Source organism: Bacillus paramycoides, from assembly GCF_038971285.1.
Taxonomy (GTDB): domain Bacteria; phylum Bacillota; class Bacilli; order Bacillales; family Bacillaceae_G; genus Bacillus_A.
Window position 1 is genome coordinate 2040677 of the sequence record NZ_CP152427.1, and the last position, 24959, is coordinate 2065635.

The following is a 24959-nucleotide window of genomic DNA, read 5'->3' on the forward strand; positions in this document are numbered from 1 at the left end:
AAATTATTAAGATGGCAGAAATTAAAATCACACCAGAAGAACTTGAAAGAATCGCAGGAAACTTTAAAAATGCAGCAGGAGAAGCACAAAGTCAAATTAATAGACTTGAAGGCGATATTAATAGTTTAGAAGGACAATGGGCTGGGGCAACACAAGCGAAGTTCCGTGGAGAATTTATCCAATCTAAACAAGCAATGCAGCAATATATTCCAATCTTAGAGGGTATTTCAACAGACTTAAAACGTATTGCTGATAAATTCCGTAACACAGATAACGCATACTAAGAATAGAACAATTGCAAAAGATCAGGAGCTATTGTTCCTGGTCTTTTTTTTGAAAAATTGTTATACGAGAGTAAGGGGATAAAATGGGATTCCGACCAGAAGTAGGAGAAAAAATTAATCTTAATAAAGATGTTTATCGTTTTGAGAAACACCCAGCTGTAATTGGTATTGAGATGCCCTATGGTCAAGAGGGAAGACAAGGAACAGTTTATCAATTACAACAGGAAAATGGTGTAGAACGAATTGCATTAAAAGTTTTTAAGGAACGCTATCGTGAGGAAAAACATCAACTAGCATTTTTGAAACCACTTTCTTCCTTAGTGGGTCTGAAAGTATGTTCACGCTATATCGTTACTAAAGAAGAACATACATCTGCTATCGAAAAATCAGAAGATCTTGCTAATAGTATTGTAATGCCTTGGATTGAAGGTCCAACTTGGGCTGATATTTTACAAGAACAACGAATGTTATCAAAAGAACAATGTTTCTTTATTGCAGAAGCATTTCTTACAACACTTAAAATGATGGAAGAAAATGAAGTTGCTCATAATGATTTATCGTCTAGCAACGTACTTGTACCTTTCTTAAGTGAAAATGCAATTGAAGGCCAACACAATATCGAACTTGTTGATGTTGAGCAAATGTATGGCCCAAAAACGAAAAAACCTTCATTATTGCCAGCAGGTTCAGCGGGTTACGCACCAAAGTATTTGACAAGTGGAGTATGGCAAAAAGAAGCCGATCGATTTGCTGGTGCTATTTTAATAGGAGAAATATTAAGTTGGTGCAGTGAAGAAGTTCGAAATAAAAAATGGACTGATGCAAGTTACTTTAAAACGGAAGAAATGCAGACAGAATGTGAAAGATATACGTTACTTCAGCAAGTATTACATAATCAATGGAACGGGGAAATTGCAAAATTATTTAAGCAGGCATGGAGTAGTAATTCTTTCGCAGAATGCCCAAGCTTTGCACAGTGGTACGATGTATTTAATAGCGCGAGAGAAAGAATAAAAATTGATGCGGAAAGGCAGTCAGCAGAAGAACACTCTCTTTTTGTATCAAAATGTTTGGAAATTGCAAGATTATTAGAAGAGAGAGGATTTAAACAAGCGGCATTATATGAATATAAAATAATTTTCAATTCACTCAATCCATCAACAGCTCTGCAAAAAGAACTCGCATATATCATTCAAACTATGGAGAGTCAAGAGCCTGAAATAAATAATAAAATGGTCCTACAACATTATTTGGAATTAGCTACTGAATTGGAACGAGAAAACAATGCAGCATTTGCTTGTTTCGTCTATTCACGAATCGTACAATTTCCAAACATTGATCAGGCGTTAAAACAGGAAATTGAAAGCATTATTAAAGAGATAGAAGAAGAGCAAGGAACACAGTCGCAGAAAGAAGTAGCAGCTACAATTACAGTGCCAAATAGCATTCTACAGAGCCGAAAACAAACAAAAAAACAAGTGGAATATGATATAGATGATGAGATTTTAAATGCAAAAGCATCCAATCAACCACTTACAGTAGCGCATGAACAAAGTGAACCGTCACCTTTTTCTAAATGGTGGAAAAAGAATAAAAAACGGATTTTGATTATTGGTTCAACTGTAGTGGTTGTAATAGGTGGTTCGACGTTGTTTTATTTCTACACAACAAATGCTAAATATCAAAAGTTTATGGAACAAGCACGACAAGCTTATGATGATAAAAAATATACAAAAGCTGAAGAAGCTGTTGGACAGGCAATTACTGTGAAGGGTAAGGATGAGGCTTATCTCCAATTAGCAACGATTTACGTTGCTGAAGGAAAAAATAAAATTGCAATTGATTATATTACAAAACTAATAAAAGATAGAGAAATCGATAAAGAAAATAATGAAGCTGCTTATCTATTAGCTTCAGCGAATTTCCGCATTGGAAAATATCAAGAAGCAGTGCAAAATTTTGAACAAGCGCTAGCGAATAATGCAAAAGGAATTGAACCATACAAAAAAGATGCGATGCGAGATTTAGCTGTAAGCCATATGAAAATGAAAGAATTTGAAAAGGCGGAAGATGTTATTGTCAAAATGAGTACGAAAACAAATGAGGATAAGGCAATTGTTTCGTATTTAAAAGGTCAACTATCAACCGCAACTGTACAGTTAGACAAAGCAGAATCTTTCTTTAAAGAAGCTATCATGCAAGATTCAAAGAATGCCATATATACAATTGAACTTTCAAATTTATATGTACTTTGGAATAAAACAAACCTAATTGATAGTGCGAAGAAAGAAATGAATTATCAACAAGCATCGCACATTTTACAAGCAGCGATTCAAAAAGATATGAAAAATATTGAGTTATTAAATCAACTAGGAATTGTGTATTACGAAGCGGGTCAATTTTATGAAACGCGAGATGGTGCAAAGAGTACTGCTGCATATCAGCAAGCGTTAGAAGCTTACAATAGAGTTGTCAGCAGTGGAACACGCGACATAAATACGCTTGTAAATATAGGGATTTTATACGATAAAGTGGGACAAGGGAATGAAGCAGAGAAGCTTTTCACAGAAGCATACGCACAAAACGATGAAAATCCACATGTGAATTTTGCATTCGGGATGTTTAAAATTAAACAGAAAAAATACGAGGAAGCAAGTCGTTTCTTAAGAAAAACAGTGCAAGCAAATGAAAATGAATCCGAAGTAAGAGCTGCGCAAGAAAAACTAACAGAAATGAAAACAAACGGTTGGATTCAATAAAGATAGGAAAAGGGGAAAAGGACATGGAGGAAAACAATAATAACATAGGGAAAAAAGTCGCTATATCAGTAATGTCGGTAGCATTACTAGGAACATCAGGATATCTTGTGTATGACAAAGGCTTTAAGACAGCAGGAAAAGAACAAGTAAAACTAGCAAGTAATACAGAAGAGAAAAAAGATGATCGTATTACAGGAGGCGATTTACAGTCTATGTTCCCAAATTTAGTCGCTGATCCTGCAAAAAAAGATGAAAAACCCGGTGAAAAACCAACTATTAATTTAGCAGACTTAATTGGGAATAATAAATCACCAATTACGCCAGTAACATATAAACCAGATGAAGTATCGGTGGAAAAGAAAGATCCACAGATCAAATTATCGGATGCACCAACTCCACAAAAACTAGATTTACCAACTAATATGGTTGGACCTGTGGCAGAGCCAAGTAAAAATAATGATAATGCTCAATTACCTACATCTACTGTAGAACCGCCAAAAACTAATACTGGAACCGGAGGAACTGAAACAGAAAAACCAAAACCAGAACCAGAACCAAAACCAGAACCAAAACCAGAACCAGAACCAAAACCAGAACCAGAACCAAAACCAGATCCAGAACCAGAACCAGAACCAAAACCAGAACCAGAACCAAAACCAGATCCAGAACCAAAACCAGATCCAGAACCAAAACCAAAACCAAAACCAGAACCAGAACCAACACACCCAACAATTACAGTATCACCAAAAACGGGTGACATTTTAGTTGAGTGGTACGCTGTAAATGGAAAATACTACTCATCTGTTTTCTTTAATGATTTTTATACGAGTCAAAAAGAACTGGATGAAAATGCATTAAATAATTTAACGAACTACTTTAGCAAAAAAGAAGACTGGACGCTCGTTAGCCAATTGAATACACCATCAAAATCAAAATCGATAGCAGAACATAAGTTAGCGTTAGATAATGTAGAACAAATCCTTACAAGTGGTGAATATTCAAATGAGAGAGCATTATTCTATTTACGTAATCAAATGAATGTACTAAATGAATCAGTTACTACACAAGAAGAGTTACAAAGATATTTAAGTGAAAATAAGAAAGATTATATTAAATCTGTAGCAGAAAAAGTTTATCAAACAGCAACAAAAGAAAAAAGAGAGTGGTCAAATACAGGGGATGTAGCATCTTTAGAACAAGCATTAAGTAAATTTTATTTAGTTACATCAGTATTTGAAAGCGTAGATTCCGCATTAGTAGAAAAAGCGAATCAAGATGTAGAAGATATTTTCAACAAGCTATTACAAGAAGAATTACAGAAACTTAATATCCAAACATCAGTAGTGCAGTCTACAACTGAAACAAAAGAAAATGCAAGCCCGGTAAAAGAAAATACTAGTAGTAATGAAGAAAAAGTAGTTACAGAAGAAAATGAGGTAACAAGTACAACAACTGAGAAAAACCAAAAAGATGCAAAGACTGAAGGTGCCAAAAATAACGAGAAAACAAGTAATATCGATTCAAGTACTCAAAAAGCACAAGTAAAATCTGAACCATTTAGTCAAGAAATCGATCAAATAGAAACATATTTAAATCCAGCGAATCCACAATATGAAAATGCTTTACTATTAGCAAATAAGTATATTGACGGTGCAACAGGAGAACAAAAAGAAAAATTAGAAAAGCAATTTAGTGCGGCTGTAGAGGGACTTCGTGGACAAATTAAAGATTCTAATTTCAAAGTGGAAGATGCTATAAATAAAGCAAATTTATTAGCAAATACGGCAAGAGTAGAAAAATCTGTTCAAGATGAATCTCATAAATTATTAATGCCGCTAATGTTTGAAAGAAAAGCAAACGATGCTGCAAATAATGGAGAATATTATACAGCGGTATTAAACATTGCAAATGCAATTCGTACAAAGCACCCATTGGAACGTTCAAGAGAAGAAATGGTTAATTATGCGAATAAATTATGGACAGATACAGAAAATGAATGGAATAAAATAAATGGAACGACAGGATGGCAAAGTGAAGTAAGTAAAAACTTATTACCATCATACACATTACTTGCACAGTTAAAGGATATTGATAAAACGATTGGCCAAATTAGTGGTATGAATATGATTGATAATGCATCCAAAAAAATGGAGGGAATTCAACTTATTCAATTAGCAGGTGATGAAGCAAATAAAGAAGGGCAAACGAGCCTTTATAATGCTTTACATTATTATGGCCAAGCAGCTTCTCGTGGTGTTGTTGACAAAACAGGATTTTCTAATGTTGCTAGTCTTGTAATTAAAGAAGCAAAACAGTTAGAAAAAACGCAATATAAATCAGCGTTAAACAACTATCAAATTTTATATAAAACACCAGGTATTGAAGAATTAGGAATTAAAGATGGGGTAAAAGCGGCAATTGAGTATTTGAGTACATTTGAAGCTGCAAAGGCAAGCGGGAATAAAGATACGATTGAAGATTTAGCTTCAGCAATTGAATTAACTTATCGTTCTATGGAACTAGGGTATCCAGAAGCAGATGCAAAAGAATGGATGAATACAGTAGCTCTAAAAATGTTTAATAAAGGTGCAGGATATATGTCCGCAACTGATACAAATAATGCATATAAATGTTTTGAATTTTTAAGTCGTGATAAATATGCAAATGCTATTAATGGAGAAATAACGAAACAAGCAAAAATGGAGGTAGATAAAATTAAATCTATGAACGTTAAAAAATAATTAGATTTAACATTCGCCATCTTACCTTGCGTAAGATGGCGAAATTATTTCGCATAATGAGTAAATATTAATGAGTTTAGTAGAAATTTGAATTTTACTAAACTCATTAATTATTCATTAAAGCCACACTATGCATAATACAGAATTTGAAAGGTGGAAAAAAGATGATTAGCAATTTAAAAAGGGAAGCATTAGCCTCATTGAAAGGCCGATGGGGATTAGGGGTAGGCTCAACGTTTCTTAATTATCTCATCCCCGTAGCAAGTATGTATATCATTGGTATAGTAGTATTTCTAATTTTTGGTTTGTTTATAGATATTATAGGACCTGAGAACTTTGTATATTATTCATATGGCGAACCTCAAATTAATTTTGGATTGATTTTATCTCAAATTATTGTATGGGCTATTATTTTTATTATTTATATTGTTGTACAAAGTGTTATGAGTTACGGCTATTATACAATCACATTACGTTTAGCGAAAAATGAATCTACCACAATAGGTGATCTATTTGCTGGTTTCAATTCAAATAATATATTTAGAGCTATGAAATTAGGTATCTTACAAACAATATTTATTAGCTTATGGAGTCTTTTGTTCATTGTTCCAGGTATTATTAAATTTTTCTCTTATTCTATGGCTTACTACATTATGTTAGAGGATCCAGAATGTACAGCAAGTGAAGCAATTAAAAAAAGTAAAATGATGATGAAAGGACATAAGTTAGATTTATTTATCACTTGGTTAAGTTTCATTGGTTGGTTTATTTTAGGTTCATTGGTGGGAATATTCACACTAAATCTTCCATATCTTTGGATTACGCCATATTATACTACTACAGTATCACATTTCTATTTAAATCTAGTGAATAGAACTAATGATTCAAAAGAAGTACCAGTAATCAATATTCAAAAATAACGAATTTAAATTTTGCATAAGGAGTGAAGTTCAATGAGTTTACTAGAAATTTGTCCATTAGATGAGGCGTTAGTGGAAGCTTTACAGAATGAAGAAAAAAGAGTTCGTTTTTATGAGATATTACAGAAAACAAATTTGTATGTTGTTGCTTCTGTAGAGGGAGATACAACTGTAGATGAAGAAGGAAATTTGATTTCAACTGATAATACACAATTGCAAATTCATTATTTTGAAATGGAAGAAGGATTAATGTTACCACTATATTCTGATTTGAAGCATTTAGAAATGGTTATTCCAGAAGAATGTCCGTATGTCTCTATGAATGCAGTTGAATTATTAAAGACGATAGATTTAGATGCAAATGTAATATTAAACCCAGGAACAAAATTTCAAAAATTATTTGTAAGGGAAGAAATTGAAGCGATTTGTGATAATAGTATTTTTGATGTTTTTTCTAAAGGGGATAAGTAAAAATTGATGCAGTTCTATTCCTTTTTGGTATAAAATAGAGGAAGGTGGGAGAAGGTTTGGAAATTAAGGTCAAACCTGAACAACTCGAACAAATTGCCAAAAACATATCAGAGATGCAAACACACAGCCAGAATATACAACAGAATCTCAATCAATCTATGTTTAGTATTCAAATGCAATGGCAAGGAGCAACGAGTCAGCATTTTTATGGGGAATATATGAGATCAATGAGACTCATGGAATCTTACATACGTAACTTACAAGTTACAGAAAAAGAATTACGGCGTATCGCTCAAAAGTTTCGTCAAGCAGATGAAGAATATCAAAAGAAACAAAATGAAAAATTGAAAGAAACCCATAAAAAAGAAAAGAAACATGAAAAATCATGGTGGGAAAAGGGAGTAGAAGGGGCAGCTGAATTCATTGGAGTAAATGATGCAATTCGTGCAGTTACCGGTAAAGATCCTATTACAGGAAAAGAATTATCATCAAAAGAAAGACTCATCGCCGCAGGATGGACACTCCTAAACTTTGTTCCTGTTGGAAAAGTGGCAAGTCTTGCTGGAAAAGGAATAAAGTATGTCGCTTCTAGCTTTGGGAAGACAATTGTAAAAGCAGGAAAAAGACTAGGCGAAGGCGTAACAATGGTAGCCGGAAAAGCTGGAAAAGCAGCTGTCGATGGCATAAAAACAGCCAGCCACAAAGTAACAGAAGGTGTAAACTTTGTAGCCTCGACAGCAAAAGGCTTTGCCGATAAAATCGGAAGTCTATGGAACAAAGGTGCTACAACCGTAAAAACAACCTTATTGCAGGGGAATGAAAAGATCCAGCACGCAGTAAAAACATTACTGGAATACAAATGGATCCCAGGTGAGGGAAAAGGCTTCGCCATGGCTGGAGTAGGAAATGTCTCAGGAGGAGGACAGTATTCTCTGAAAGAGGCTTATCAGTATATGGAGAGTAAGGTTGTTAAGGGTACGGGTGAAGGTAGTAGGATTATTCCTGGTACTCCGGGTATTGTAACAGGAGGAAATTCTACTAAATTAGGAAAAAATATGATGACAGAAATGGGGCTTAGACGTTCAACTAAATGGAGTGGATATCAAGCACAGCATATTATTCCTTCTGAAATGGCAGATAATCCTGTAATTAAAAAGATAGGTATGAACTTTGATGACTCATCAAATGGTATTTTTCTAAGAGTACCAGATGATAATATAAGTACAATGGCTAGACACAGAGGATATCATTCTGTTTACAATGAAGTAGTTGCAAGAGCATTAAATAAAATGGATATTAACCAAAGTATTGATAGTTTACAAAAGCAGGTATATGATTTGCAAAAAAATTTAAGAAAATTACAGGGGAATGGTTTACCATTGTACCCAAGCCAAGGTGCAACAGTAGAACTCTGGGAAAGAAAGCTAAAACAATTGGAAATACAAAATAAGTAAATATCAGTAAGGTGGTAAGGTGTAATGGAAAATAAAGATATTAGTTTGCTTGAAGAATTACTTTATAATACAAATAAAGAGGATACAATTAGCCGAATAAAGAATATAGATAATCCAATACTCCTTCATTGTTTTGCAGCAAATTATAATTGGAATAGTGGATTTGATATACCAAATGCAATTCTTGAAAACAAAGATTGTGACTTAGGAACGGGATTACTAATGTTTCATTATGCAGACGGATATCGATTATTAGAAAGTCCAGAGGAAGTTTCGAATTCTCCATTACAAGAATGGAAGGTTTTTATATTAAAACTTCAAAATAAAATTATGAATTTGGAGTTTAAAACACAAAATATATCATTTAGCCCTGAATTAACAAAAATTCAAATATTCAAGTTGAAAAAAAGGAACCCAAGTATTTCAGATATTCTTATTAATGAGTCACCAGGAAATATAATTGATATTCCTAAAATATAAATAAACATTAAAAACTCATTACAGTAAATAAATGAGTTTAGTTATAGTGATTTTATAAAGCTTACTATACTAAATTATATTTTATGTACGAATATGATAAAGTTCGCGGTGCTAAATTTAAATACGCATAAGTATATATGAATAAAAAATAAAGTATATGTGAAGTAGATAGAAAAAATAAAAGGGTTTTTGAAAGTATGTACTCCATGATGGTTGTACCATCATGGAGTACTGTGTGCAATGATAGAATAGAAAACGAAGTACGAGCTTAGGCGAGATGACATTTTACTGTGCGACGAATATAAAGACATGGAATGGACATAAAACTAACGAATTCGTAAAAGTTCGTAAGTTTTAACGTAGTAGTTTTCATGACACACAAAAGGTGTCATATTGTTACTATAAAACTTACAAATTTATGCTACTTAAAAACAAATGAACTTAAAGCACTTGATTGTCAATTAAAGGCAACAAGTGCTTTTTTGCGTTTTAGCGTAGAAATTTAACAGAGCAATATAATTTTATAAGTGCATTAAGTGTTAAATTTTTATTGTTGTTTTATAGACTGTAGTGGCTATGTACAGTATACGAAGATAGTAGAGGAAAAAATAAAGGGTTGTGTTACTTTTTGAAGTCATCGTAAAGTACGTTTTAACGGATGGACGTTATGCACACGTTATCCGCAAAAAACGGGTAAACGTTACAGGGACTTTAATTGCTGTAACGGGAGAGGACTCAATATGGAAGAGAAAGTAGTTGGTTATGTACGAGTTTCAACAGAAGGGCAAGTACGTGAAGGGTACAGTTTAACATATCAAGTAGAAGAAATTGAACGGTACTGCATTGAAAATGAACTACAACTGCTTCACATATACGAAGATAAAGGAATCAGCGGAGCGAAAGTAGATGAAGATGGATTAACAGTTGAACGTGAAGGTCTACAAGAGCTATTGTCGGATATTGCATATCATCAAGTGGGCAAAGTTATTGTATTAAATACATCTCGGTTATGGCGCTCTGATATGGCAAAAGTATTAATACAACGAGAGCTAAAGAAATACAAGGTAGATGTGAAAGCAATTGAACAACCGAATTACAGTATATATACACATGACCCCAATGACTTTTTAGTAAATGGCATGTTAGAGCTATTAGACCAATACCAACGTCTTGAAATTGCATTAAAACTAAGTAGAGGGAGAAAGAAGAAAGCGGAACAAGGTGGATATGCGGGGGGCGGTGTGATGTTTGGTTATAGAGTAAAGAAAGGGCAAAAAGTGTTAGAAGTAGATGCGGAGAAAGCGGTAGTTGTACGTAGACTATTTGAATTAAGACACTTTTTTAAACATTGGTCACTTACTCAATTGGCAGAACGACTGAATAGGGAAGGTTATCGTACAGAGAAAGGAAAGCTGTTTACGAAAGTACAAGTGAAACGCATGTTAGACCGAGAGAACTTTTATCGAGGGGTATATACATACGGGCAAATACAAACAAACGGTAAACATTCAGCAATTTTATAACAGTCGTACTTAAAAAAATCGCTCATTTTACTATATGTACTTATGAAGTTACGAAAATGGATAGGCTTGCGTACCTATGCGCATCGAAAGATGAACGCTCGAACTAAGGTTGCCGACATTTTTGTATATGACTAAATCATTGAATAGAGGGATGAGTTATGCATAATAGACAGAACTATTTGTATGTAGGAGTAGATTTACATAAGGAGCATCATACGGCTGTTATTATTAATTGTTGGCAAGAGAAACTAGGAGAAATACAATTTGAGAATAAACCATCTGCATTTTCGAAGTTCTTATTAGAAGTAGAGACATATGTGTGTGATGGGATAACTGTTGTATTTGGTTTAGAAGATGTTGGTGGTTATGGAAGAGCATTAGCGAAATATTTAGTAGACCATGAACAAGTTGTGAAAGAAGTAAATCCAGCTTTATCATTTTTAGAACGAAAAAGCCAAGTGATGATACAAAAAAATGATAGTTGGGATGCAGAATGTGTAGCACGCATATTGGTAAACAAATTTAATCAATTGCCAGATGCAAAGCCAAACGATTTATTTTGGTCGATACAACAACTAGTATCAAGAAGGAATGCATTAGTAAAAGCACAAAGTGCGTTAAAGAATCAACTACATATTCAATTAAACCATCATTATCCAAGCTATAAAAAGTTTTTCTCAGAGTTAGATGGGAAAACAGCATTAGCGTTTTGGCAGCAATATCCGTCACCCTCTTGTTTAGAGGGGGCGAATATAAAGCAATTAACAGCTTTTTTATTAGATGTTAGCAATAATACATGTTCAGTAAAGAAAGCAAGCGAAATATTAAAACTTGTAAAAGAAGATGGACATACAATGAAGGAATATCAAGAAACACTAGATTTTTTAGTAAGAAGTATTGTACGGGATATTGAGTTTAAAAAGACAGAAATGAAATACATCGAGAGAGAATTAAAACAGCTAGTAAAACTACTAGATTATCAATTAGAAACGATGCCGGGAATAGAACTTGTGACGGCATCAGCATTAATTGCAGAAATTGGAGATGTAAGACGATTTCCAAATGCCAACAAATTAGCACGATTTGCGGGGATTGCGCCTGTTTACTTTGGTTCTGGTGGGAAAGGTAAGGTGCATAAAAGCAAACAAGGAAACAGGGCGCTACACGCTTTATTTTATAATTTAGCTGTACAACAAGTGCAAGTAGCGAAAGGAAGTAAGTTACCCAGAAACCCAGTGTTTCATGCATATTATCAAAAGAAACTTAAAGAGGGAAAAACAAAAGGACAAGCATTGGTATGTATTATGAGAAGGCTTGTAAACATTGTATATGGCATGATGAAATATAAAACAGCTTATGAATTGCCGGTAGTGGAAGAAAAAGAAGTAGTTTAATAAGGTTTTACATGGTTTGCTTTTTTATTGTGAGGGTTTAAGATTACAACATAGGGTACGGGTGAAACTCTGGGTAATAAAAATGTAGCAGTAGGAGAAGATATTATTGCTCAAAGGGTACTGAAAGCAGAATTTGATTTAACACCAAAGCTTACACCATACAAATCTTTAAGTAGGGGTCAGCAGAAAAAAATAAAAGAAAAGATTGAAAATCGAACAGTAACAAAAGAAGAATATAAAAGATATCAATGGGATAAAAAATTTTCAAAAAGAAGAGCTGCAGAGGTTAATGAATTTTGGAAGCAAGAAAAGAAAAGGATTTTAGATGGAGAACCTACAACAAGGGATTGGACTAATGAACAGATACAAGAGATTTTAAGAGGAAAAAAACCTCAATATAATGGGTAATCAATAATTGGACATCATACTTACAACGCTATGAATTACCCACATATATGTAATAGAGGAGAATTAATTTATCATGTAACTAGCAGGGAACATTTAAAAGGTTGGCATGGTGGAAGCTATAGTAAAAATGCACCTGGTAGACCTGTTAATCCAAATTATTTAGAAGAGTTGTAATGGGAAGGAGAATAATAAATGAGTAAAGTGGCAATTAAAATAAGCTCTAATGGTCCATTTAGTAAATGTGTAGTACCCTTAAGAAAGTACACTGGTTTAGGAATTACAGAGATAAAAAATAAAATTGAAAACAAAGATTTTTTTGCTGAAACGGATGCAAATGATATTGATGATATGGAAAATTTAAAAGGGTTAGTTGATAACTTGTTGAAGTTAGGTGCAGAAGTAAAAATATTTGACAGTGATGAATATGGTGAAGGAATTTTCGATTATCAAGAAATTTCTTACGATGAATTTATAAATAATATTGACCGATTAAAAGAAATTATGGAAGAATTACAGGATTACGATGATGCTTTGTCTGACGAAGTTTAATTGGTCTTAATAATTATTATTTTAAAAATATATGTTAAGAGCTTGTGTTAGTAAAGCAACATAAGCGAGTGATAAAGCTCATGGTTCTAAAACCATAAATACAAAAGCACATAAGAAAAATGGATGAAAAAGAATGTGTTTTTGAAGTGGATAGAAAAATATATGGTGTTTGAAAATATATACTCTATGATGGTTATACCATCATGGAGTACTGTGTGCAATGATAGAATAGGAAAAGAAGTACGAGCTTAGGCGAGATGGCATTTTACTGGGTGATGAATATAAAGACATGAAATGACATTAAATTAACGAACTCGTACAAACTTGTAAGTTTTAACATAGTAGTTGTTACGACATATAAAAGGTATCATACTGTTACTATAAAACTTACAAATTTATGCTACTTAAAACATATGAACTTAAAGCGCTTGATTGTCTCTGAAAGGCAACAAGTGCTTTTTTCGTCTTAGTATAGAAATAAGATATAATAAAAAAGTTAATATTTTGTTAGATTGAGAAAATAAAAAGTATCTACTAAAAAGCAGCTGTCGATGGCATAAAAACAGCCAGCCACAAAGTAACAGAAGGTGTAAACTTTGTAGCCTCGACAGCAAAAGGATTTGCCGACAAAATCGGAAGTCTATGGAACAAAGGTGCCACAACCGTAAAAACAACCTTCTTGCAGGGGAATGAAAAGATCCAGCACGCAGTAAAAACATTACTGGAGTACAAATGGATCCCAGGCGAGGGAAAAGGCTTCGCTATGGCTGGAGTAGGAAAGGTCTCAGGAGGAGGACAGTATTCTCTGAAAGAGGCTTATCAGTATATGGAGAGTAAGGTTGTTAAAGGTACGGTTGGGGCTAATAACTTTAAATTTGGAGATAATGCTAAAAATCATTTAAAAAATGTTGAGAATATAAGCACTAAGAAAGGAGTTAGTGGTGGACATAACATGGATGAATTTTACAATACTTTGAAAAATCAGGGTGTTGATGTAGAAGACTTAATTATATCTAAAAAATCACATTCTTCAATTGAAGGGATTTATGAGATAGAATACAAAATACCTAGAAAAGATATGGCTGGAAATATTGCCGAACCTGTTTCGTATAAAAATATTAAGGAGCCTAAAACAATATACGATCCAGCAATGATTAGTGATGATAAGATATATCAGTGGGGAAAAGAAGCAATGCAAAAGGGAACAATAAATGGTAGGCTTGTTGAAGGTACTGCTTCAAATGGATTGAAGTTCAGAGGTTATTTAAATGATACTGGGGAGATAACTAACTTTTTCCCAATTCTAGACTGATATTATAAGATACAATATTTATAGGAGGATAAAATGAATAGTAATTTTGAATTTATTGAAGATAAAGAGAAAAACGATGAATTGATGTCAATATATTTTAACTTTATAAACGGTAAGTACTTGGAAAGAGCTTTGAGTTTTTTTGTAAAAAAAGAGGGGTTTGGACAAGAAATAGTATTTGTTCATTTTCAGTCTGATTTAGATGAATTTGATATGTCACAGCTACCTACACCTTTAGATGATAAGCATGTGTTAGTTGAATTAGATTCTCCAGCTGTGGAGTCTGAACAACAAGTGTATTTGGACTTTGAAACTTTTTATAATTATTTAGAAGAACATGTGAAAAAAGAAGTGGAAAAAAATCCAGAAAGAAATGAATTAATGGATTTATTAGTACAAGTTAAGCGTAGCTTAAATTTGTAATATCTTATAGCCGTTTTACTAGATTCGAAGGGCAGAAAAAGAACTTTTTGAAGAACGCGTTTTTATTAGGATTTTATTATATTTCAATAAAGAAGATTGTCTGATATTGAATAAGTAAAGAGGAAGTTATAGATGAAGAAGACTAAACAAAAGAGACCTCATATTTGAGATCTCTTTTGTTTAGTGTATTGAAAAAATACCTAATGAAAAATTAGCGTGAGATAACAACTATAAGGGTACGGATAATAATTCTTCGAGTAAGGATGTTTATGGACCTTATTATGATGAGGCAAAAAAATTACACGAAACTAACCCTGATTGGTATCCTAATCCTGATGAATCTACAATAGTAAAGAGTAAAGAACTAAAGGAAGCAAGGGCAGACTATCAAGCGTTGGTTAGAAGAGGGGAACTTGAAAAAGGTCACCATGTACAAGGTTTATCTTTTGGGGGAGAGAATGTAAGTTCAAATATAAAGAATACAGGAGAATCAACTATTCGTCGAGAACAAATTGATGATTTGAATTTGGATTTTTATCATGAAATGGGTTATGGTAAAGAAAATGCTAAGATACTAAAAATACATGAGAATGAAAAGGGGATTATGGTATTTGGTAATAATCCACAACATACTGAGGTTACTGTTTTTCAAAATAAAGTTCTGAAATGGCAACGAGAAAATGGAAAGAGATAGTTTAATGAAAGTAGGTGCATTTATGGGAGAAACGAGAAATCTTATGAATAGTATATGGTTTGGAGAAAAAACAATTTTAGCTAAATCGGAAATAAAAGAAAAAATTTTAAAATCTGTAACAGAAACGGAAGTTTTATTTAACTTAATAGAATTATTTAAAACGGGGGATTTTACTCAAAAACCACTATTAGTTCAATTAATGAATCAGACTAAAGATGAAGCGGTTCTGAATTTATGTATTAGAGTATTTTTATCTGTCGCAACACATGAAGACTTAAGAAATTCAAATAATTTCCGTTTTCTTAGTGAGGTAACTGAAGAAAAAGTAGACACTTTTGCATCAGCAGCCACAATCTCACTTTCTCTTGAGGTAATTCCATATTTATTGGTTTTACTTGAAGAGTGGGAGGAATTCAGTGATACAGCTACTATTATAAGAGACTCTATTGATTCTTTTATTAATTTTGAAGAGCATATTGGTGAAGATGCAACTATAGATGAAATTGGAAATTTTTATTTTAAGTATTGTCAGGAAAAGGATACAAATAGTTATTATTTTCAACAGAATTTAGCTTTTCCTGGAGACTTGGCTAAAAAATTGATTCAGCGGGTTATGATTGCTGCGAATAATGAGGAGCAATTAAAAATGGAATTAATACCATCTTTATTATCAATTTGGACTGGTAAAAGAGTACCTGCGGATTACAACACTATTATTAGTGCAAGAAATTATAAAGATTTTATTGACTATATAAACGAACTTTCAAGTGAAAATTGGGAAAAGGGACAAAAATATTTTTATGGATATAAGCTTTAACTATAACCTATGAAAAACAAGTATATGTGAAGTAAATAGAAAAATATATGGTGTTTGAAAATATATACCTCATGATGGTTGTACCATCATAGAGTACTGTGCGCAATGATAGAATAGAAAACGAAGTACGAGTTTAGACGAGATGACATTTTATATGGCGATAAATATAAACCACATGGAATGTATATTAAACTAACGAACTCGTACAAACTCGTAAGTTTTAACGTAGTAGATGTTACGACATATAAAAGGTGTCATACTGTTACTACAAAACTTACAAATTTATGCCACTTAAAAATAGATGAACTTAAAGCACTTGATTGTAAATTAAAGGAAACAAGTGCTTTTTTTGCGTTTTAGCGTAGAAATTTAAAAGAGCAGTATAATTTTATAAGTGCATTAGGTGTTAAATTTTTATTGTTGTTTTATAGATTGTAATGACTTTGTACAGTGTATGACGATAGTAGTGAGAAGAATAGAGGGTTGTATTATGTTTTGAAGTCATCGTAAAGTACGTTTTAACGGTTGATGTAAGAGTACATCCAATAAAAGGTGGAGTCATGTCTACTACAGCGGTAAATAACGCTATTCAACACAAGGAGTCATCGCAACAACAAGATAACGATGATCCAGAAGAAGGTACTGCTGATAGTGGTGATGATGACGAAGGATAATAAAAAGGTTTCTCAATAAATTTTAATATATCCCTTGACAGTTACAAATATAACCGATATACTTCATATTAATTTCAAAAGAAAATATATTCTAAATATTTAATTGTGTTGAATAGGAGTAGTAAGGTCGTATATTTGTACAGAGAGCTATGGGTTGGTGTGACATAGTCAAATGACATCCTGAACTCGCCTAGGAGCAGTAAGGTGGAACGGAATCACATTCTTAGTAAATCTTAACGGTTAACCTTCGATATTAGGTTTGTAATCAAACGATTACTACTAAGGTGGATTCATAATGGAATCAATAAGAGTGGTACCGCGTTAAGCAAATGGCTTAGCGTCTCTTTATATAGAGACGCTAAGCCATTTTTTTATTTTATAGAAATAGAAATGGAGGGTTTATTCGAATTGGTCTATATAATTTGATTATTTGTATAAAAAGATTTAATTAGGAGGAAAATAAGATGAAACAGACGGAGCAATGGACTTCTAAATTAGGGTTTATAATGGCTGCAGCAGGATCAGCAATTGGGCTAGGTGCAATATGGAAATTTCCTTATATCGCTGGCAAGAGCGGGGGAGGAGCATTCTTTTTAATTTTTATATTATTTACAGTATTAATTGGACTACCGCTACTTATAGCTGAATTTATGATTGGACGTAGTACACAGAAGCAAGCAGTTGGCGCATTTAAAAGTATTGCACCAAATACAGGGTGGCACTGGATTGGACGTCTTGGTGTAGGAACGTGTTTTATACTACTTTCGTTTTATAGTGTTGTAGGTGGATGGGTGTTAATTTATTTATTCAGGGGAGTAACGGGACGACTTATTACTCCAGGGCAAAATTACGGAGCATTATTTACTGAAACAATTGGAAATCCCGCTTGGGCTATAATGGGCCATTTCGCTTTTATGTTCATTACGATTTGGGTTGTATCAAAAGGAGTACAAAATGGAATTGAAAAAGCAAGTAAATATATGTTGCCAGCGTTGTTCATTTTATTTGTTGCTCTTATTATTCGTTCATTAACACTTGATAATGCAGTGGAAGGTGTGAAGTTTTTCTTACAACCAGACTTCTCAAAGATTACTTCAGAAAGTATTTTGTTCGCAATGGGCCAATCGTTCTTTGCCATTAGTATCGGGATTTCAATTATGGTCACGTATAGTTCCTATTTAAATAAAAAAGAAAGTTTACCAAAATCAGCAATAACAATTGTTGGATTGAATTTATTTGTTTCATTATTTGCAGGTCTTGCAATTTTTCCGGCTGTATTTTCATTAGGAATGGAGCCAACAGAAGGGCCTGGATTGCTATTTATCGTATTACCATCTGTATTTAGTCAAATTCCATTCGGTGGAATTTTCTTAACAGTATTTCTTGCACTATTTACATTTGCGACATTAACATCGGCATTTTCACTATTAGAGACAGTTGTTTCAGCAGTGACAAATGGTGAACAAGAAAGAAGAACGAAATTATCATGGATCATCGGTTTCGGCATTTTCTTAGTAGGTATACCATCAGCCTTATCATTTGGAGTATGGAGTGATATTACGATTTTCGGAAAGAATATTTTTGATGCAGTAGACTTCTTATCTAGTAATATATTAATGCCACTTGGTGCACTATTTATTAGTATTTTCGTTTCATTCAAAATGGAAAAGAAGGTATTAGAAGCAGAGTTTTTTGTAGGTGGTAATTATGGAAAGAAAGTATTTACTTGTTGGGCGTTTTTACTTCGATTTGTAGCACCACTCGCAATCATCATCGTCTTTTTAAATGTAATAGGGATTATTTAACAATAAATGTTATAATATTCAGTAAAAAAGAAGGTGATGATCATAAAGGCGAATTTGATAGAAGCAGGGAAATACATGAATATTAGAGGGAAAAAGCTATACGTTGAAACGCATGGAAGTCCTAAAAATAAATCAGTCCTATACTTGCATGGTGGACCAGGAGAAAGTTGTTACGATTTTTCATTTCATCAAGCGGAACGTTTAAAAGATTCTTTATATGTAATTATGATAGATCAAAGAGGTGTTTGTCGCTCAGAAGAAATTACTGAGGACGAAGCTTTTGGATTAAAAGATTTAATTGAAGACTGTGAGGAACTAAAAAAAGTATTAAAAATTGAGAAGTGGTCTATAATTGGACATTCTTTCGGTGGATATGTAGCATTGTTATATGCATCGATATATCCAAGTTCAATAGAGAAAATAATATTTGAAGGACCAACTTTCGATTTCGCATTAACAAGTAGGGCTTTGTTACAAAAGACAGGACATTTATTAAAAAAGTATGGAAAAGAAGAAGTAGCAGAAGAGTCTCTTGCTTATTCATCTAGCAATGCTAATTCAGAAGAGTTGTTAGAAGCTTATATAAGTCTAAGTGATGAACTAGAAGAAAAAAGAATGGAGATTTACAATAATAAGGAAGATGTGACAGACGAGAGTTTATATAGTGATGAAGAGTGGGAAGAATTTTCAAATCGCTCCAAGATTCATTTTGATAGATTAAAATTAGAAGGAGCATTCCATACTTCATTATTACCTAAGATAAAAGATATAACAAACCCAATGTTATTAATTGTAGGAAAACACGATGCAGTAACGTGTGAAAAACAAAGTGAAATATTTAATGAAGATGCTCGAAACGGTAAGTATATAGCATTTGAAGAGAGCGGTCATTCACCTCATTATGAGGAAGCAGGTAGATTCGCAGAAACAGTCATACATTTTTTGAAATGAAGAAAAGGTGCTTCTATAAATGAGAAGCACCCTTTTCTTATTTATGATGTGATCGTGATGTTAGGCCACTTACTTTGCCAATTCTTTTTAAAAACTCTGTTTTTGTACATATGTATACGCTCTTTCGATTCAAGAAAATGAGCTGTTGGTCTCACTTGTAAGGAAAGAATATCTTCAATGCCGCACGGAGCTGTTAGTATAACTTTGTTTTTTTCGTCTAATGTAACCCCTAAAGCCGTTGCTGTTTCAGGGAATTTAGAAATAGCATCAACAGAAGAAGAATATGGTGGCATGTTATTCACTACATGCATACGAGCTTGATTCTTTACAGACCAAGGGATCGTAGCATCAATATTCTTTAATTTCGTTTCTAATGATTGTTCGTACATCTCATCTTTATGTAGACTATCATAATAAATTACATCAACATCAGGCATAGCTGTTCGAACTTCGTAGTTATGTACAGTATCCCAAATTTTAGAACGGACAAACCCGGCGCAAATCCACCAATCAGGTAGCTCTAGTGATTTTGCCATTTTTAATATGTTCATCATCCATTCGTCATTTTCTATTAAGCGAATTATATCTTGCTCTGTTTGTATTGTCATTTGTTATCCCACCTACTTTTTAATTGAGGGCTAATTCATTAGTTTTATAATCCATGTGATCCAATAAGCACCTGGTATGAATAATAGTTGTGCTAATAACGTACCGAAAAGTCTAGAAATCATTAACCAACCATACATCTTACTCATTGCTTCAGCACCTTCTTCTGATTGAAGAGCTCGCTCTGTTAAAAGAGCGATACGTGGATCTAGTAGCACTGTTAATAAAATAGTAGCAAAACCATTAATAAGGCCAGAAGCTGTAGTAGCTTTTGTCGCGTAATCTGGAAGTAAAAAAGAAGCATATAGGGCTGAAAGAACACCAGCTGTATATATAGCAGTAGCAAACATGTTAATAAGCATAATACGTTTTGGAATACCACCAATGCGTAGTCTATGAATCATTTCTAATTTTGGGAAGCGTACATATTTTTTTGTGTACTTTAATTTTTGAATGTTATTTGTTTTCATCATTCGAATGAAAGAACCGTCTGTTTCAAAGTTTTGAATGACGTATCCAAATAGTTTTGTCAAAGTTGGATATAGTATAATCGCAATCAATGTACCGACAGAGGCGGATAATAGAACGAGCCGTATAATATGTTCTAAATTTATGGATGCGTCTCGTTTTGCCTCATCGACAATCCCACCGATTAAAAAGGCTTGTAGCATGTTAGATGTTCTTGAAATAAGTAACACCATGCCTACCACAGACAAAGCGACAGCAATTCTCTTTAAACGTACTCCAGCTAATCGAATACTATAAGAGCTTGTTTCAACCGCGTGAATAACAATTGTGAAAGCCATTATAACAATTAACGTAATTGACATTAGATTCACCAGTTTCTATTAAAATAATTTTAACTTTTTTACTTTATCATATATATCTTTTTTTGTAACTGAAAGTATGTGACATAGAAAAAGGAATTTTCAGAAAAAAGATAATAATGGTATAATAAAGAGATAGGAAACAATGCTATATATACAGTAAAATAAGCGAGGGAAGAAAACATGTATACAACATTTCTAGTTGATCTAGATGGAACATTGACTGATCCGAAAGAAGGGATTATTAATTCAGTACTGTATGCATTAAAAAAGGTTGGTATTGAAGAATTACATATAAAAGAGTTAAATTCATTTATTGGACCGCCCATTCAGCAATCATTCATAGAGAGATACAATATGAATGAAGGAGAAGTAGAACGAGCTGTTTTTTATTTCAGAGAATATTTAAAGCAGCGTGGATTGTTAGAAAATAAGGTATACGATGGTATTCCAAATCTTTTAAAACAATTAAAAGATAACGGAAATCGTTTATTTATAGCAACTTCAAAGCCTACTGTATTTGCAAAACAAGTACTAGATCATTTTCAACTAACGGATTATTTTGAAGGTATCATTGGAAGTAATTTAGATGGTACAAGAATAAAAAAAGAAGAAATCATTGCTCATATTTTACAAACAAATGAAGAACTTAATAAAGAAGAACTTGTTATGATTGGAGATAGAAAGCACGATATAATCGGTGCGAATCAGAATGGAATTGCATCAATCGGCGTTTTATATGGCTATGGTAGTGAAACAGAATTGACCGAAGTTGGTGCGACTCATATAGTAAATGATGTAAAAGAATTACATTATTTTTGTGTAGAAAATAGTTTGGTAAAGAAGTAAATATAGAGACTAAAAATCCCTTTATAACAGATGACGATGAATTCGTTTATGTTTAAAGGGATTTTTCATATGTAATCGAATACTTATAATTAGACATTTTTAGCATGAAAAATTTGTATGAATTAGAGGAGGGATGTCAGAAATAAAAGATTAGAAGAATTTTATCAATAAAATTTAGAATTTTCAGTTTAAAGGAGGGGTATAATTGGAGCTAGTTATTATATTATTAGCACTTAGTTTATTAATGTTTGTAGCTTATAGAGGGTTTTCTGTTATTTTATTTGCACCGATATTTGCATTATTTGCAGTATTTTTAACAGAGCCTAGTTTTGTATTACCTTTCTTTTCGAATATTTTTATGGAGAAAATGGTAGGTTTTATTAAACTATATTTTCCTGTATTTTTACTCGGGGCAATATTTGGGAAAGTAGTAGAAATGTCAGGAATTGCAGATTCGATTGTAAAGACAATTATAGAGTTAGTTGGTGAAAAACGTACAATATTAGCGATTGTATTAATGGGTGCTATCTTAACGTATAGTGGTGTTAGTGTGTATGTAGTAGTGTTTGCTGTATATCCGTTCGCAGCTAAGTTGTTTCGACAAGCAAATATTCCAAAACGTTTAATCCCTGGAACAATCGTTCTTGGAGCGGTTACGTTTACGATGGATGCGCTACCTGGATCACCACAAATTCAAAACGTAATACCTACGACGTTTTTTAAAACAGACATTTATGCTGCGCCGATACTTGGTATTGTAGGGGCAATTTTTGTACTTACGTTAGGGTTACTATATTTAGAGAGTAGACGTAAGAAGGCGAAAGCAGCTGGAGAAGGATATTTTGGTTTTAACGATGGGAATACTGAAATGGCAGCTTCTTTACAAGCAGAACAAAAAGATATGCCGCTGGTTAAAAATATTGAAATTACAAGAGCACAGCAAGTAATTGCTTTTGTACCACTTATTTTAGTAGGTGTAATGAATAAAGTTTTTACTATTATGATACCGAAGTGGTATCCGAATGGTTTTGATTTTTCTGCAATTGGTATGAAAGCATTTGGAAAAGTAGAATTAAGTGCAGTAGTTGGAATCTGGTCAGTAGAATTGGCACTTATTATAGGTATAGTAACAACGTTATTATTATATTGGAAACGAGTAGTAACAGGATTTCAAGCTGGATTGAATACAAGTATCGGTGGGGCGCTACTGGCAACGATGAATACAGGGGCTGAATTTGGATTCGGTGGTGTCATCGCAGCACTTCCAGGCTTCGCAATTATGAGAGATAGCATTTCTGCCACATTCACAAACCCTCTAGTGAATGGAGCAGTAACGACAAATATTTTAGCCGGTATTACAGGCTCTGCATCAGGAGGAATGGGAATTGTTTTAAGTGCAATGGGAGATAAGTTTATTGCAGCGGCCAATCAATTCGATATTCCGTTAGAAGTAATGCATCGTATCGTGTCAATGGCATCAGGAGGAATGGATACATTACCACATAACGGGGCTATTATTACTATTCTTACCGTAACAGGTTTAACACATAAACAGTCATATAAAGATATTTTTGCAATTACTGTTTTGAAAACGGTTGCTGTATTTTTAGTTATTGCATTCTATACAGTAACAGGAATTTATTAAGTCGATATGTTATGAACTAAAATATTAATTAGGGGAAGAAGGGGTGGAGTACTTGCAAGAAGTTGCTGAGTTTCGTATGCCGAAGTCTGTATTATATGGAAGAAATTCGCTTGAAAAACTGGGGGAACAATCTAAGAAGTTGGGGAAAAGAGCGTTTATAGTTACGGATACAATTATGGAGAATTTAGGGTATGTTGAGAGTTGTATACAACAACTAAATAAGAAAGGTATTACTGTTATTACATATAATAAAGTAAATGCTGAGCCTACAAATATACACGTGTTAGAAGCGTTAACTCTTAGTAAAGAAGAAAAGTGTGATTTTATTATCGGTATTGGTGGTGGAAGTTGTATTGATGCAGCGAAAGCAGTTGCGGTATTATATACAAATGGCGGAGACGTGGAAGATTATGTCCAAAAAGATATGGAAATAGACAATGATCCGCTACCACTTATTGCAATTCCGACAACTTCTGGTACTGGATCGGAAGTAACAAGTGTAGCAGTAATTACGAATAAACGAACAGATGTAAAAATGATGATGAAGCATCCAAGTTTTACCCCGCAAGTAGCGATTATTGACCCAATTTTAACACGTTCGGTACCACCTCACATTACAGCAGCAACAGGGATAGATGCTTTATGTCATGCAGTCGAAGCATATATTTCTAAAGTTTCACAATCACTTACAGATGTATTAGCTCTTTCCGCTATTGAAAGTATTATGAAATATTTACGTATTGCATATGAAGATGGAGAGAATATGGAGGCAAGAGAAGCGATGATGATAGCGTCCTTACAAGCTGGAATCGCATTTTCAAATGCATCTGTTACATTAGTTCATGGCATGTCAAGACCAGTAGGGGCGTTATTTCATGTACCACATGGTATATCGAATGCAATACTATTACCTACAGTTTTAGAATATACAAAAGTGAGTGCAGTAAAAAGACTAGCGGAAATTGGACGTTGTTTAAATAAAGATATGTATTCTTATTGTGATGAAGAAGTAGCCGATTACACGCTCAGGGAAATAAAAAAACTTCGCTTTGATCTTCGTATTCCAAATTTAAAAGAATACGGAATTGGTGAGGTTGAATTTGAAAAAGCTGTTTCTAAAATGGCATCAGATGCAATTGAAAGTGGAAGTCCAGCAAATAACCCACGTGTGCCATCATATGACGAAATTAAACAGTTGTATCGAGAATGTTTTCATTATCAATATGGAGATTCTATAAAAACATTAGATAATTAATTTCAGAATATTCTCATAAAATTTCCTTGGAAATAGTTAAAACAAGACTTTATATTTTGAACGTAAAGTCTTGTTTTATTATGTATAATATACATAATAAAATGTTTGAATCAGGTTG

The 24959-nt window shown here is 33.2% G+C and carries 23 protein-coding genes and 1 other annotated feature; of the genes, 21 read left to right on the plus strand and 2 right to left on the minus strand.

Annotated elements, in window-relative coordinates:
* Positions 1-11 precede the first annotated feature (11 nt).
* From AAG068_RS10590 to AAG068_RS10675, 18 genes are all read left to right on the plus strand, one after another.
* Complete coding sequence (locus AAG068_RS10590) at positions 12-284, plus strand: WXG100 family type VII secretion target (protein ID WP_000807831.1); 273 nt, start codon at positions 12-14, stop codon at positions 282-284.
* A gap of 83 nt (positions 285-367) precedes the next feature.
* On the plus strand, positions 368-3043 hold the full coding sequence (locus AAG068_RS10595; RefSeq protein ID WP_342719237.1) for a tetratricopeptide repeat protein: 2676 nt from the start codon (positions 368-370) through the stop codon (positions 3041-3043).
* Positions 3044-3066: 23 nt separating this feature from the next.
* Complete coding sequence (locus AAG068_RS10600) at positions 3067-5784, plus strand: hypothetical protein (protein WP_342719238.1); 2718 nt, start codon at positions 3067-3069, stop codon at positions 5782-5784.
* Between the two features lie 164 nt (positions 5785-5948).
* Positions 5949-6704 carry a DUF975 family protein gene (locus AAG068_RS10605; protein WP_342719239.1) on the plus strand — a complete coding sequence of 252 codons (756 nt, stop codon included), beginning with the start codon at positions 5949-5951 and terminating at the stop codon, positions 6702-6704.
* Positions 6705-6737: 33 nt separating this feature from the next.
* Positions 6738-7175, plus strand: coding sequence for an SseB family protein (locus tag AAG068_RS10610; protein WP_342719240.1), 438 nt, complete (start codon positions 6738-6740; stop codon positions 7173-7175).
* A 56-nt stretch (positions 7176-7231) separates the two neighbouring features.
* A complete protein-coding gene (locus AAG068_RS10615; RefSeq protein ID WP_342719241.1) occupies positions 7232-8629 on the plus strand; it encodes a WXG100 family type VII secretion target in 1398 nt (465 codons plus the stop codon).
* Positions 8630-8653: 24 nt separating this feature from the next.
* A complete protein-coding gene (locus AAG068_RS10620) occupies positions 8654-9109 on the plus strand; it encodes a DUF4274 domain-containing protein (protein WP_000428102.1) in 456 nt (151 codons plus the stop codon).
* Positions 9110-9849: 740 nt separating this feature from the next.
* Positions 9850-10632, plus strand: a complete 783-nt coding sequence (locus AAG068_RS10625; protein ID WP_215557186.1) for a recombinase family protein — start codon at positions 9850-9852, stop codon at positions 10630-10632.
* A 158-nt stretch (positions 10633-10790) separates the two neighbouring features.
* Complete coding sequence (locus AAG068_RS10630; RefSeq protein WP_342719242.1) at positions 10791-12026, plus strand: IS110 family transposase; 1236 nt, start codon at positions 10791-10793, stop codon at positions 12024-12026.
* Between the two features lie 204 nt (positions 12027-12230).
* Positions 12231-12434, plus strand: a complete 204-nt coding sequence (locus AAG068_RS10635; protein ID WP_342719738.1) for a hypothetical protein — start codon at positions 12231-12233, stop codon at positions 12432-12434.
* A 30-nt stretch (positions 12435-12464) separates the two neighbouring features.
* Positions 12465-12608: a hypothetical protein gene (locus AAG068_RS10640; RefSeq protein WP_342719243.1), complete on the plus strand. Its 144-nt coding sequence runs from the start codon at positions 12465-12467 to the stop codon at positions 12606-12608.
* Between the two features lie 18 nt (positions 12609-12626).
* The gene (locus tag AAG068_RS10645) at positions 12627-12983 is read left to right on the plus strand and encodes a hypothetical protein (RefSeq protein WP_342719244.1); all 357 of its coding nucleotides are present in this window, start codon (positions 12627-12629) and stop codon (positions 12981-12983) included.
* A 721-nt stretch (positions 12984-13704) separates the two neighbouring features.
* Positions 13705-14295 (plus strand): CdiA family toxin C-terminal domain-containing protein, encoded by a 591-nt coding sequence (locus AAG068_RS10650; protein WP_342719739.1) that lies wholly within the window; start codon positions 13705-13707, stop codon positions 14293-14295.
* A gap of 33 nt (positions 14296-14328) precedes the next feature.
* Complete coding sequence (locus AAG068_RS10655; RefSeq protein ID WP_342719245.1) at positions 14329-14718, plus strand: hypothetical protein; 390 nt, start codon at positions 14329-14331, stop codon at positions 14716-14718.
* A gap of 394 nt (positions 14719-15112) precedes the next feature.
* Complete coding sequence (locus AAG068_RS10660; RefSeq protein WP_342719246.1) at positions 15113-15412, plus strand: hypothetical protein; 300 nt, start codon at positions 15113-15115, stop codon at positions 15410-15412.
* Between the two features lie 4 nt (positions 15413-15416).
* Positions 15417-16229, plus strand: a complete 813-nt coding sequence (imm47, locus tag AAG068_RS10665) for an Imm47 family immunity protein (protein WP_342719248.1) — start codon at positions 15417-15419, stop codon at positions 16227-16229.
* A gap of 773 nt (positions 16230-17002) precedes the next feature.
* Positions 17003-17251: a binding site (T-box leader), on the plus strand.
* 116 nt (positions 17252-17367) lie between these two features.
* Positions 17368-18708 carry a sodium-dependent transporter gene (locus AAG068_RS10670; protein ID WP_342719249.1) on the plus strand — a complete coding sequence of 447 codons (1341 nt, stop codon included), beginning with the start codon at positions 17368-17370 and terminating at the stop codon, positions 18706-18708.
* Positions 18709-18744: 36 nt separating this feature from the next.
* Entirely contained in the window at positions 18745-19659 is a 915-nt protein-coding gene (locus tag AAG068_RS10675) for an alpha/beta fold hydrolase (protein ID WP_342719740.1), read from the plus strand.
* Between the two features lie 41 nt (positions 19660-19700).
* Here the strand turns inward: AAG068_RS10675 and AAG068_RS10680 are convergent, their stop codons facing one another.
* Positions 19701-20267, minus strand: a complete 567-nt coding sequence (locus AAG068_RS10680) for a nucleotidyltransferase family protein (protein ID WP_342719250.1) — start codon at positions 20265-20267, stop codon at positions 19701-19703.
* Positions 20268-20297: 30 nt separating this feature from the next.
* The gene (locus tag AAG068_RS10685) at positions 20298-21095 is read right to left on the minus strand and encodes a lipid II flippase Amj family protein (protein WP_097852384.1); all 798 of its coding nucleotides are present in this window, start codon (positions 21093-21095) and stop codon (positions 20298-20300) included.
* Between the two features lie 180 nt (positions 21096-21275).
* Between AAG068_RS10685 and AAG068_RS10690 the strand changes: the two genes are divergently transcribed.
* The 3 genes from AAG068_RS10690 (at position 21276) to eutG (ending at position 24841) form a co-directional block, all read left to right on the plus strand.
* On the plus strand, positions 21276-21941 hold the full coding sequence (locus AAG068_RS10690) for an HAD family hydrolase (protein WP_342719251.1): 666 nt from the start codon (positions 21276-21278) through the stop codon (positions 21939-21941).
* A 205-nt stretch (positions 21942-22146) separates the two neighbouring features.
* On the plus strand, positions 22147-23586 hold the full coding sequence (locus AAG068_RS10695) for a GntP family permease (protein WP_342719253.1): 1440 nt from the start codon (positions 22147-22149) through the stop codon (positions 23584-23586).
* A 52-nt stretch (positions 23587-23638) separates the two neighbouring features.
* A complete protein-coding gene (eutG, locus tag AAG068_RS10700) occupies positions 23639-24841 on the plus strand; it encodes an alcohol dehydrogenase EutG (RefSeq protein WP_342719741.1) in 1203 nt (400 codons plus the stop codon).
* The last annotated feature ends 118 nt before the right edge of the window (positions 24842-24959 follow it).

What these genes read in the sequence shown, in the direction of transcription:
- AAG068_RS10590 (WP_000807831.1), top strand. Translation starts at nt 12, where the DNA reads ATGGCAGAAATTAAAATCACACCAGAAGAACTTGAAAGAATCGCAGGA.
- AAG068_RS10640 (WP_342719243.1), top strand. Translation starts at nt 12,465, where the DNA reads ATGAATTACCCACATATATGTAATAGAGGAGAATTAATTTATCATGTA.
- AAG068_RS10670 (WP_342719249.1), top strand. Translation starts at nt 17,368, where the DNA reads ATGAAACAGACGGAGCAATGGACTTCTAAATTAGGGTTTATAATGGCT.
- imm47 (WP_342719248.1), top strand. Translation starts at nt 15,417, where the DNA reads ATGAAAGTAGGTGCATTTATGGGAGAAACGAGAAATCTTATGAATAGT.
- AAG068_RS10625 (WP_215557186.1), top strand. Translation starts at nt 9,850, where the DNA reads ATGGAAGAGAAAGTAGTTGGTTATGTACGAGTTTCAACAGAAGGGCAA.
- AAG068_RS10645 (WP_342719244.1), top strand. Translation starts at nt 12,627, where the DNA reads ATGAGTAAAGTGGCAATTAAAATAAGCTCTAATGGTCCATTTAGTAAA.
- AAG068_RS10605 (WP_342719239.1), top strand. Translation starts at nt 5,949, where the DNA reads ATGATTAGCAATTTAAAAAGGGAAGCATTAGCCTCATTGAAAGGCCGA.
- AAG068_RS10675 (WP_342719740.1), top strand. Translation starts at nt 18,745, where the DNA reads ATGATCATAAAGGCGAATTTGATAGAAGCAGGGAAATACATGAATATT.
- AAG068_RS10620 (WP_000428102.1), top strand. Translation starts at nt 8,654, where the DNA reads ATGGAAAATAAAGATATTAGTTTGCTTGAAGAATTACTTTATAATACA.
- AAG068_RS10685 (WP_097852384.1), bottom strand. Translation starts at nt 21,095, where the DNA reads ATGTCAATTACGTTAATTGTTATAATGGCTTTCACAATTGTTATTCAC.
- AAG068_RS10630 (WP_342719242.1), top strand. Translation starts at nt 10,791, where the DNA reads ATGCATAATAGACAGAACTATTTGTATGTAGGAGTAGATTTACATAAG.
- AAG068_RS10595 (WP_342719237.1), top strand. Translation starts at nt 368, where the DNA reads ATGGGATTCCGACCAGAAGTAGGAGAAAAAATTAATCTTAATAAAGAT.
- AAG068_RS10680 (WP_342719250.1), bottom strand. Translation starts at nt 20,267, where the DNA reads ATGACAATACAAACAGAGCAAGATATAATTCGCTTAATAGAAAATGAC.
- AAG068_RS10690 (WP_342719251.1), top strand. Translation starts at nt 21,276, where the DNA reads ATGTATACAACATTTCTAGTTGATCTAGATGGAACATTGACTGATCCG.
- AAG068_RS10610 (WP_342719240.1), top strand. Translation starts at nt 6,738, where the DNA reads ATGAGTTTACTAGAAATTTGTCCATTAGATGAGGCGTTAGTGGAAGCT.
- AAG068_RS10600 (WP_342719238.1), top strand. Translation starts at nt 3,067, where the DNA reads ATGGAGGAAAACAATAATAACATAGGGAAAAAAGTCGCTATATCAGTA.
- AAG068_RS10655 (WP_342719245.1), top strand. Translation starts at nt 14,329, where the DNA reads ATGAATAGTAATTTTGAATTTATTGAAGATAAAGAGAAAAACGATGAA.